Here is a 1252-nt window from a genome sequence, read left to right as displayed (position 1 = left end):
GGCCGCTCCGGGGGAGCAGCCTGGCGTGACGGCTCCCTCTGGTCCGCGTGAGCAGCCTGGAGTAACGGGTACGCCGCCGGGGGCAGAGGCTCCGGTGGAGCGTGAGTACTTGCCGGGCTATCAGCCCTCGGAGCAGGTGCAGAACGCGGAGTGGCGCTCGTATGAGGACTACCAGCAGGGCTATTCGCAGCCGTCGTACAACGTGCAGCCCGCATACGTCGAACCGTCGTACGTGCAGCCGTTCTACTCCGGATACAGCGAGCCCGTCGAGCCGCAGCCAGAGGTCGTGACGCCGCCACCACCGCCGATGGTTCAGCGGCCTGGTATTGCTCCGATCCAGGCGCCGGAGAACAAGATCCTGATCGGGTCGGCATTGCTGGACAGACCGGATTTCATTGCCGAGCCGGACGCACAACGGATCAACAACACCATGTCGGCAATTCAGGCTGACGGCGGCAACTTCATCAACTCCCTCGGTGTTCCGACGAACCAGGCCGACCGTCTCGCTGCTGGCACGGTCACCGGAGTCGTGGTCGGCGGCGCCGCTGGTGCCCTCGCGTTGGGCGCCCCGGCCGCCGTGATCGGCGCAGCGGGAGGCACGGCCATCGGCACCGTCGTGGGTATCGCGGTCGGCACCACGTTGGCGTCGGTGTTCATCCCCGGTGTCGGAATCGTCGTCGGGCCGGTGCTCGGCGGCGTGAACGGCGCGCTGATCGGAGCAGGTGTGGGTGCCTTGGCGCTCGGTGTTCCCGCCGCGATGGCGGGTGGCGCCCTCGGCATGCTGTTCGGCGGCATCTACGGCGCAACCTTTGCAGGCGGCCAGGACGTGGTCATCGAAGAACCCGCTCCCGCCCCGGCACCGGAGGTGCCTGCTCCTGCGCCGGTATGGACTCCTCCGGTAGTCGACACGCAGGCAGTGACCGCGCAGACACAGCAGGTCGCCGGTCAGGTCGCACAGACACCCGCCGGGGAGCAGATCGTCGAGGCGGTCCGCGATTTCACTGACGTGGCCCCGTCGTATGCGGCGGCGGCGCAGTCCCAGGTCGATACGGGTGTGTCGCAGGTCCGTGAGGCCGCGCTCGCACAACCCGGCGGCCCCGACGCTGTCGCGGCCGTTGATCAGGCGATCGCTGAGGTCTCGACCGCGACCGCCCCGGTCGCAGCGCAGGCCGCCGCGTTCGTGGCTGCGGTCAATGACGGACTGAACGCGTAAATCACGCAAGGAGACAGAACGATGGAGCGCGACGACTGG

General features: G+C 68.5%; 1 protein-coding gene. It reads left to right on the top strand.

Annotated elements, in window-relative coordinates; all coding sequences use genetic code 11:
* The first annotated feature begins 94 nt into the window (after nucleotides 1-94).
* On the top strand, nucleotides 95-1213 hold the full coding sequence (locus ACFWJO_RS39860; RefSeq protein ID WP_378493865.1) for a hypothetical protein: 1119 nt from the start codon (nucleotides 95-97) through the stop codon (nucleotides 1211-1213).
* The last annotated feature ends 39 nt before the right edge of the window (nucleotides 1214-1252 follow it).

This window comes from Streptomyces sp. NPDC127092, from assembly GCF_042722475.1.
GTDB lineage: Bacteria > Actinomycetota > Actinomycetes > Streptomycetales > Streptomycetaceae > Streptomyces.
The sequence above is the reverse complement of the archived record's forward strand: the minus strand, read 5'-3'. Positions and strand labels throughout refer to the sequence as shown.